Below are 7,048 nucleotides of genomic sequence, written 5' to 3' on the forward strand. Positions count from 1 at the left end.
TTGGCGGACCGCTCCGAGATCCCGCATTTCCCCCGGACGGCTTCGGTCGACGCCTATGGCAAGGGCGGGTTCTACTTCGGCGACATGTCGCACGTCGGCTCGCTGCTGTTTCTGCCGGAGGCGGTATGGGGCTGGGATGTAACTCGGCCCGACCAGATTGACCGATATTCTCTGCAGCGGGTGTTTGATAACGCCAGCGCGATCGAGACGCTGATCATCGGCACCGGCACCGAGGTCTGGATCGCGCCGCGGCAGCTGCGCGAGCAACTTCGCGCCGTCGGCATCGTTCTGGACTCGATGCAGACCGGGCCGGCCGTGCGCACCTACAACATCATGATCGGCGAACGCCGCCGGGTCGCGGCGGCGCTGATCGCGGTGCCATGAGCGAGACCGGCAGCCACGCCGATGCGGCGTTCTGCGCCGCCCTGGTTCGCGACGCCGATTTCGACCGCTACGCGGCGACGCTGTTCGTCGATCCGCAAGCGCGGCGTTCGCTGCTGGCGCTGTACGCCTTCAACACCGAAATCGTCCGCGTGCGCGAGCAGGTCAGCCAGCCGCTGCCCGGCGAAATCCGGCTGCAATGGTGGATCGATACGCTGGCCGGCAACGGCCATGGCGGCGTCGAGGGCAATCCGGTCGCGGCTGAGCTGCTGCGGGCGGTCGGCCAGCACGCGCTGCCGGTCGCGGCGCTGTCGCAACTGATTGAGGCGCATTTCTTCGACCTCTACAACGATCCCATGCCGGACGTGACGGCGCTCGAGGCCTACGCCGCCGACACCGACGGCACGCTGCTGGCACTCGCGGCGCGGATCGTCGATCAGGGCTCGGGCGCGATCGATCATCTCGCCCGTCACGCCGGCATGGCGCTCGGTCCGACGCGCGCGATCGCCCGGCTACCGTTCGATGCGTCACGGCGGCAGCTGTTCCTGCCGCTCGAACTCATTGAGCGGCATGGCAGCAACGAAGCCGACGCCTACGCCGGCAAGGAGACGCCGGCGCTGCGCCAGGCGCTCAACGACCTGATCGCGATCGCGCTGACGCATCTCGACGCGGCACAGCAGTTGCTCGTCGAAGCCCCCAGATCGGCGCGCCGCGCCTTCCTGCCGCTGGCGCTGGCGAGGCGCGATCTCGATCTGATGGCCGAGGCCGACACCGATCTGTTCGCCCCGTTCGATCGCGCGCGGCTCGCGACGCTGTGGACGCTGTGGAAGGCGTCGCGGACAAAGGCGTTTCGCTAAGCGTCCGTCATTGCGAGCGAAGCGAAGCAATCCAGCAGCTCAGCGCGCGGTAGATTGCTTCGTCGCTTCGCTCCGAGGAATGACGGAGAGGCTGGGATCTACGCGGCTGCCGCGGTGCGCGGCAGCGCTTCGGCGATCCAGCCGTCCATGTCGGACAGAGCGCGAGCGCTGAGAGCCTGCTTTTTGGCGACGGACTTTTCCGGGCCGCGCAGGCGCTTACCGTCGGGACCCTTGGTGGGCGGATTCGCGAGCGGCGGAAACAGGCCGAAATTGATGTTCATCGGCTGGAAGGAGCGCGGGCCGGCATCGATCGTCTCGATATGGCCGCCGGTAATGTGGCCGAGCAGGGCGCCGAGTGCCGTGGTCGGCGGCGGCGCGGTGAGCGGCGTGCCGAGCGCGTCCGCCGCAGCGGCGAGGCCGGCGAACAGGCCGACCGCGGCGGATTCGACATAGCCCTCGCAGCCGGTCATCTGCCCGGCAAAGCGCAGCCGCGGCGCGGCGTTCAGGCGGAGGCTGCTGTCCAGCAGCTTCGGCGAGTTCAGAAACGTGTTGCGATGAAGCCCGCCAAGCCTTGCGAATTCAGCGGTTTCCAGCCCCGGGATGGTCCTGAAAACACGCTGCTGGGCGCCGTAATTCAACTTGGTCTGAAAGCCTACCATGTTGAACAGCGTGCCCAGCTTGTTGTCCTGGCGGAGCTGGACGATGGCGTAGGGCTTTACGGTCGGGTTGTGCGGGTTCGTGAGGCCGACCGGCTTCATCGGCCCATGGCGCAGCGTCTCGCGGCCGCGCTCGGCCATCACTTCGATCGGCAGGCAGCCGTCGAAATACGGTGTGTCTTTCTCCCAGTCCTTGAAGTCGACCTTCTCGCCGGCGATCAGCGCGTCGACGAAGGCGTCGTACTGCTCGCGGCTCATCGGGCAATTGAGATAGTCTGCGCCGGTGCCGCCGGGGCCGGCCTTGTCGTAGCGCGACTGAAACCAGGCGACCGACATGTTGATCGAGTCGCGATGCACGATCGGCGCAATGGCGTCGAAGAACGCCAGCGCGGATTCGTCGGTCAGCGCCCGGATCGCGTCGGCGAGCGGCGCCGAGGTCAGCGGGCCGGTGGCAACGATGGCGTTGTGCCATTCCTCCGGCGGCAGACCGGCGATCTCCTCGCGGCGAATCTCGATCAGCGGATGCTCGGCCAGCGCCTTGGTCACGGCCGCCGAAAAGCCGTCGCGATCCACCGCCAGCGCACCACCAGCCGGGACCTGATTGGCGTCGGCGGCGCGCATGATCAGCGAGCGGAGCTTGCGCATCTCGGCGTGCAGCACGCCGACCGCGTTGTTGGCGGCGTCGTCGGAGCGGAAGGAATTGGAGCAGACCAGTTCGGCAAGGCCGTCGGTCTTGTGCGCCTCGGTCGAGCGGTGCGGTCGCATCTCGTGCAGCACGACGCGAATGCCGGCGCGGGCCACCTGCCAGGCGGCTTCGGACCCGGCCAGGCCGGCGCCAATGACGTGGACGGGCTCTAGCGAATAAGGGAGGGTGCTGGTCATGCGCTACAGCTAGCGCGTTTCAGCACCGGGTCAATTTGTTTCGGCCCCGGCGCGGCTCCCGCGATGAGGCAAAGTTCAGATACGACAACGCCCGCAGTGATGCGGGCGTTATCCGTGAACGGGTCGTTTCGGACGGTCAGCCATTAAAGTGACCGGACGCCACGCGCGGGATATCCGAGCGGTCGAGTCCGATGTCGGCCAGTTCGCGATCGCTGAGCTGCGAGAGTTCAGCGAGGTTGCGCTGATAGTCGCGAAACGCGCGAAGAGCGCGGATGAGCGAAAGCAACATGACGAAGTCTCCTTGTGTCGCCGTTCAGTCTTTGGAAAAGACCGAACCGGTTGATCGGAATATAGGGGAGACTTCCCGATTCCAGCAGCGTAAATGCTGCACCGCAGCTAGGCGATACGCACATACCTCCATCAAGGAATGATTAACCCTTCTGGCGCAGGGCTCCAAGGCGGAGTGCATGGATCCCACTTCCAAGTCCGAGCGCAAATATCCTATCTGGCGTGAAATATATTGCATATTTTGCTATATCGAGCGAGATAATCTCCTCAAATGCGAGCAGGATCGGCAAAAATGTTCCTGCTCAGCGACCGATGTGAGTTAAGGCTCCGGGGTAATTCGTTTCTTCTCCATGCGTTAAACGCATGGTGAATGCAAATTCAGTCGGGCGTTTAAATTGATCCATCGCAATGCACCAATTGAGGTTCCACCGGCCGTTATCTGGGCCGGTGAACACCTCGGTGACGGTCGCCCATTGTCACAGATCGGTCCGTGAGCGCCATTGCAGCAAAGTCGCCGGGAAATCTGCGGCTGACCGCTTGATCCGGCGGGAGGGGCGGATCTGCGGCGGTGCAGCATTGGGTTCGACCGCCTTCCGGTAGAGATGCCAACTGGCATGGCCGAGCAGCGGGATCACCACGGCGAGCCCGAGGAACGCCGGCAGCGAGCCGACAACCAGCAAGGCGGCGACGATCAGACCCCACGTGGCAATCTGCAACGGATTGCGTGCCGCTACCCGCAGGGAGGTGGTGACTGCATCGCCGATGCCGGCCTGGCGGTCGAGCATCATCGGGAACGACACCACGCTGACGCACAACGCCGCGACCGCAAACAGGAAGCCGACGCCGCAGCCGGCCACGATCAGCATCCAGCCTTCCGGGGTCGTGAGGACGCGCTTGACGAAGTCCGGAACGGCAGCCGCCGGCGCGTGGCCGAACGCCGAGACGTAGATTCCCTGCGCCACCGCGATCCACACCACGAACACCGCGAGCAGGATGGCACCGAGACCGAGCATCGCGCCGAACGACGGGGACCGCAGCACGTCGAAGGCGTGCGAAGCGGAGGCGTCGGCGCCAATCTCACGACGCCGGCTGAGCTCATACAGGCCGAGCGCCGCGAATGGACCGATCAGCGCGAAGCCGGCGGCGAGCGGAAACAGCAGCGGCAGTACCGAGTAACCGAGCACGAGCCGCGCCAGCGCCAGGCCGAGCACCGGATAGATCACGCACAGCACAATAGCGTGGCTGGGCACCGCCTTGAAGTCGTCCCAGCCGCGGCGCAACGCGTCGTGCAGATCGCCGAAGGTGAGGGAGCGGATGATCGGCTCGGCCGACTGGGCAGAGCCGATCTCGGACACATTGCCAGGGTAGATCGTCGCCATGTTCGTTTCTCCCATGCTGCAGCACGTTGCGAAACCGGCTCTGTCGCCGTCACCGGCGGGCCGGCTTGGTTCGCGGAAACGATCAGGATCGATCAACCAGACGCGAGAGCAATTTCGAACGGATCTGATGACCGAGCGTGCCGCGACCTGTAGGTACAAGCTTAGCGCCGTTTACGGCTTTCTCGCGTCACGCTTCGGTGAGACAGAACCAACCGGCGGCTACGTAGTTAGTTGTTGCGGTGCGGTCGAAGCACGGGACATCAAGGCGCGGATCTTCGGATGATCAGTTACTACATCCCGGCGGCAGTGTTCGAGCTTCATCGCACTGCCATATTTGGCGAACTCCCTGCAACGCGGTAGCTTCGCTATCCGGACGCGGCGGCCATGCCGCTGGTCCCACATCCACTTGGAGGAACCATGAGCATCTTCGGCAAGATTATGGGCGCGATCTTCGGCAGCAACGCGGATGCCGCAACGCCGGGTGCGCCCAGCGCGAACTCGACCACCACCGCGGGCGCCGGCAGCGCGCCCGCGCAGACGGCTCCGACCCAGTCGGTCGACGTCGCGCCGATTCTCGACAAGGCCGTCGCCGACAAGGGCGAGAAGTTGGAGTGGCGCACCTCCATCGTCGATCTGATGAAGGCGCTCGACATCGACTCCAGCCTGTCGGCCCGCAAGGAGCTCGCCAAGGAGCTCGGCTTCACCGGCGACATGAACGACAGCGCCAGCATGAATATCTGGCTGCACAAGCAGGTGATGATCAAGCTGGCCGCCAATGGCGGCAAGCTGCCGGCCGATATCAAGCACTGATCGCGGGCAATCGTCCTGCACTGCGGAAGGCCCGCTTCGGCGGGCCTTCTTGCGTTCGGTGCTGCGTTGGGCCGATCGACGACGCAGGCTTACCCGTCGCCTTAGGCCTAAGCGGCCGTGAGGTCGGAATATTCCGGATGGGCGTCGAGATAGTCGGCGACGAAGCCGCAGCCGGCCGTCACCTTCAAGCCGTTGGCGCGGATCAGATCGAGCGCGCCGCGGACCAGCGACGAGGCGATGCCGCGGCCGCGCAGCGGCGGCGGCGTTTCGGTGTGAGTGATGATGACGCGGTCGCCCGCGCGCCGGTAATTCGCAAACGCGATCTCGCCATGGGCGTCGAGTTCGAACCGGTTCAACGTCTTGTTGTCGCGCACCTCGGCCGCGATCGTGGTTCCACTCATGGCGTCTCCCTCATCTTAAGATTGCCTGCCTGCCCGGCAACGCCGTGGCCTTCAGGTGTTGTTGCGTATGGTCATGTCAAGGGTGGTGCGGCATTGCAAGAGGTCACGGCTGCTTTGCGCATTTTGATCGATGGCCGCGCGCTTCAAGCCATAGGGAAATGCCGGATGCAATACGGAGAATCCCCGAGGCGCGGCCCCGCGTCACGTCAGTCCCTCGTCCGGAATGTTGAGAACGTTGCCGCACGCTTTGCAGTGCACCGCGTCGGCATCGTGGCGCTGCAGGCCGCAGGTCGGGCAGGGAAAGCGCACCTTGTTGGGGGTGATCAGCGCGCGTGCCAGATTGAAGAACAGCGTGACGCCGAAGATCATGATCACCACGGTGATCAGCCGGCCCGGCGTGCCCGGCAGCGTGATGTCGCCGAAGCCGGTGGTGGTCAGCGCGGTGACGGTGAAGTACAACGCGTCCGCGTAGTTGGCGATCTGGGGATTGCGGAAGTGCTGGGTCTCGTACACCAGCCCGGTCATCACGAAGATGAACACCGCGAGGTTGGCGACGGCGATCACCACCTCCTCGTGGCGGCGGAAGAAGCTGCTGTCGGTGCGCAGCCGGTTGAGCATCTGATAGTCGCGCAGCAGCCGCAGCGTGCGCAGGATGCGCAGGAAGCCGCCGGCCTCGCCGGGAAGCGGCGCCAGGAACGACACGATCGCGACGATGTCGGCCCAGGTCGCCAGCCGGCCGAATTCGCGCAGCGGCCGCCGGCTCGCATACAGCCGCGCGGCGAAATCGATCAGGATCAAAGCGCCGAACAGCGTGTCGAGCATCTCGATCAGATCGTTCGGCGGCAGGAACGACGTGCCGATGATGAACACCACCGTGACGATGTCGAACGCCAGCAGGCCGTAGCGAAACGCCACCCCGCGCGGCGAGGCGCCTTCGTAGAGTTCGCGCACCGCGGCGCGGAAATCATGCAGCGTCATAACGCGGTTCTGGCGGGGACGGGCGGCGGAAGCAAGGCGGCGCGGCCTGCTTGCGGGAAAGCCGGGGCCGGGCGCGGCGTCGGTCGCTGGTTGATCGGTGGTCGTCATCGCCCCGAACGAACGCCATGCATACCCCTCCGTTCCCAAGGCGCCAGACACCCGGTGCCAGGCGCCCGGCGCCCGGGATTTGCGGGAACGTGCCGCCCTCGGTACCACGACGGCGCGCGGAGCGCCGGTTGCCCGATGCACCCGCGCCCCCGTGTGCAGCATCGAGCCGGCGCGCGAAACCGGACGCGCCACCTCTCCCCAAGTCATTCCGGGGCGGCCGCCGCGCAGCGGCGGGCGAACCCGGAATCTCGGCCCCCCTCGGGCGGGCCCCCTAGAGGGGTTACGGGTAGGGGCGCGGCGCGCACCCG

General features: G+C 65.7%; 8 protein-coding genes. 3 read left to right on the top strand and 5 right to left on the bottom strand.

Translation table 11 applies throughout. The annotated features are described in order from the left end of the window. Entirely contained in the window at positions 1-384 is a 384-nt protein-coding gene (locus D4Q52_RS17760; protein ID WP_119857902.1) for an Mth938-like domain-containing protein, read from the top strand. Further along, complete coding sequence (locus tag D4Q52_RS17765) at positions 381-1,238, top strand: phytoene/squalene synthase family protein (protein ID WP_119857903.1); 858 nt, start codon at positions 381-383, stop codon at positions 1,236-1,238. The genes D4Q52_RS17760 and D4Q52_RS17765 overlap by 4 nt, the downstream gene beginning before the upstream one ends. A 98-nt stretch (positions 1,239-1,336) precedes the next feature. Here D4Q52_RS17765 and trmFO read toward each other — a convergent pair whose 3' ends face one another. From trmFO to D4Q52_RS17780, 3 genes are all read right to left on the bottom strand, one after another. After that, the gene (gene trmFO, locus D4Q52_RS17770) at positions 1,337-2,776 is read right to left on the bottom strand and encodes a methylenetetrahydrofolate--tRNA-(uracil(54)-C(5))-methyltransferase (FADH(2)-oxidizing) TrmFO (protein ID WP_119857904.1); all 1,440 of its coding nucleotides are present in this window, start codon (positions 2,774-2,776) and stop codon (positions 1,337-1,339) included. Positions 2,777-2,912: 136 nt separating this feature from the next. After that, positions 2,913-3,065, bottom strand: coding sequence for a DUF1127 domain-containing protein (locus D4Q52_RS17775; protein ID WP_011441614.1), 153 nt, complete (start codon positions 3,063-3,065; stop codon positions 2,913-2,915). Between the two features lie 475 nt (positions 3,066-3,540). Then, positions 3,541-4,443, bottom strand: coding sequence for a DUF2189 domain-containing protein (locus tag D4Q52_RS17780; protein WP_119857905.1), 903 nt, complete (start codon positions 4,441-4,443; stop codon positions 3,541-3,543). Positions 4,444-4,860: 417 nt separating this feature from the next. Here D4Q52_RS17780 and D4Q52_RS17785 point away from each other — a divergent pair, with 417 nt between their 5' ends. Beyond that, positions 4,861-5,253 (top strand): DUF3597 domain-containing protein, encoded by a 393-nt coding sequence (locus D4Q52_RS17785; protein WP_119857906.1) that lies wholly within the window; start codon positions 4,861-4,863, stop codon positions 5,251-5,253. A gap of 107 nt (positions 5,254-5,360) precedes the next feature. Here D4Q52_RS17785 and D4Q52_RS17790 read toward each other — a convergent pair whose 3' ends face one another. Further along, positions 5,361-5,654 (bottom strand): GNAT family N-acetyltransferase, encoded by a 294-nt coding sequence (locus D4Q52_RS17790; protein ID WP_119857907.1) that lies wholly within the window; start codon positions 5,652-5,654, stop codon positions 5,361-5,363. 201 nt (positions 5,655-5,855) lie between these two features. After that, the gene (locus D4Q52_RS17795) at positions 5,856-6,632 is read right to left on the bottom strand and encodes a potassium channel family protein (RefSeq protein WP_119857908.1); all 777 of its coding nucleotides are present in this window, start codon (positions 6,630-6,632) and stop codon (positions 5,856-5,858) included. Positions 6,633-7,048: the final 416 nt, after the last annotated feature.

The organism is Rhodopseudomonas palustris, from assembly GCF_003591005.1.
GTDB classification, from domain to species: Bacteria; Pseudomonadota; Alphaproteobacteria; order Rhizobiales; family Xanthobacteraceae; genus Rhodopseudomonas; species Rhodopseudomonas palustris_K.

Bases quoted from the DNA above. Each gene is read 5' to 3' on its own strand.
- D4Q52_RS17765 (WP_119857903.1), top strand. From the start codon at position 381: ATGAGCGAGACCGGCAGCCACGCCGATGCGGCGTTCTGCGCCGCCCTG.
- D4Q52_RS17775 (WP_011441614.1), bottom strand. From the start codon at position 3,065: ATGTTGCTTTCGCTCATCCGCGCTCTTCGCGCGTTTCGCGACTATCAG.
- trmFO (WP_119857904.1), bottom strand. From the start codon at position 2,776: ATGACCAGCACCCTCCCTTATTCGCTAGAGCCCGTCCACGTCATTGGC.
- D4Q52_RS17795 (WP_119857908.1), bottom strand. From the start codon at position 6,632: ATGACGCTGCATGATTTCCGCGCCGCGGTGCGCGAACTCTACGAAGGC.
- D4Q52_RS17790 (WP_119857907.1), bottom strand. From the start codon at position 5,654: ATGAGTGGAACCACGATCGCGGCCGAGGTGCGCGACAACAAGACGTTG.
- D4Q52_RS17780 (WP_119857905.1), bottom strand. From the start codon at position 4,443: ATGGCGACGATCTACCCTGGCAATGTGTCCGAGATCGGCTCTGCCCAG.
- D4Q52_RS17785 (WP_119857906.1), top strand. From the start codon at position 4,861: ATGAGCATCTTCGGCAAGATTATGGGCGCGATCTTCGGCAGCAACGCG.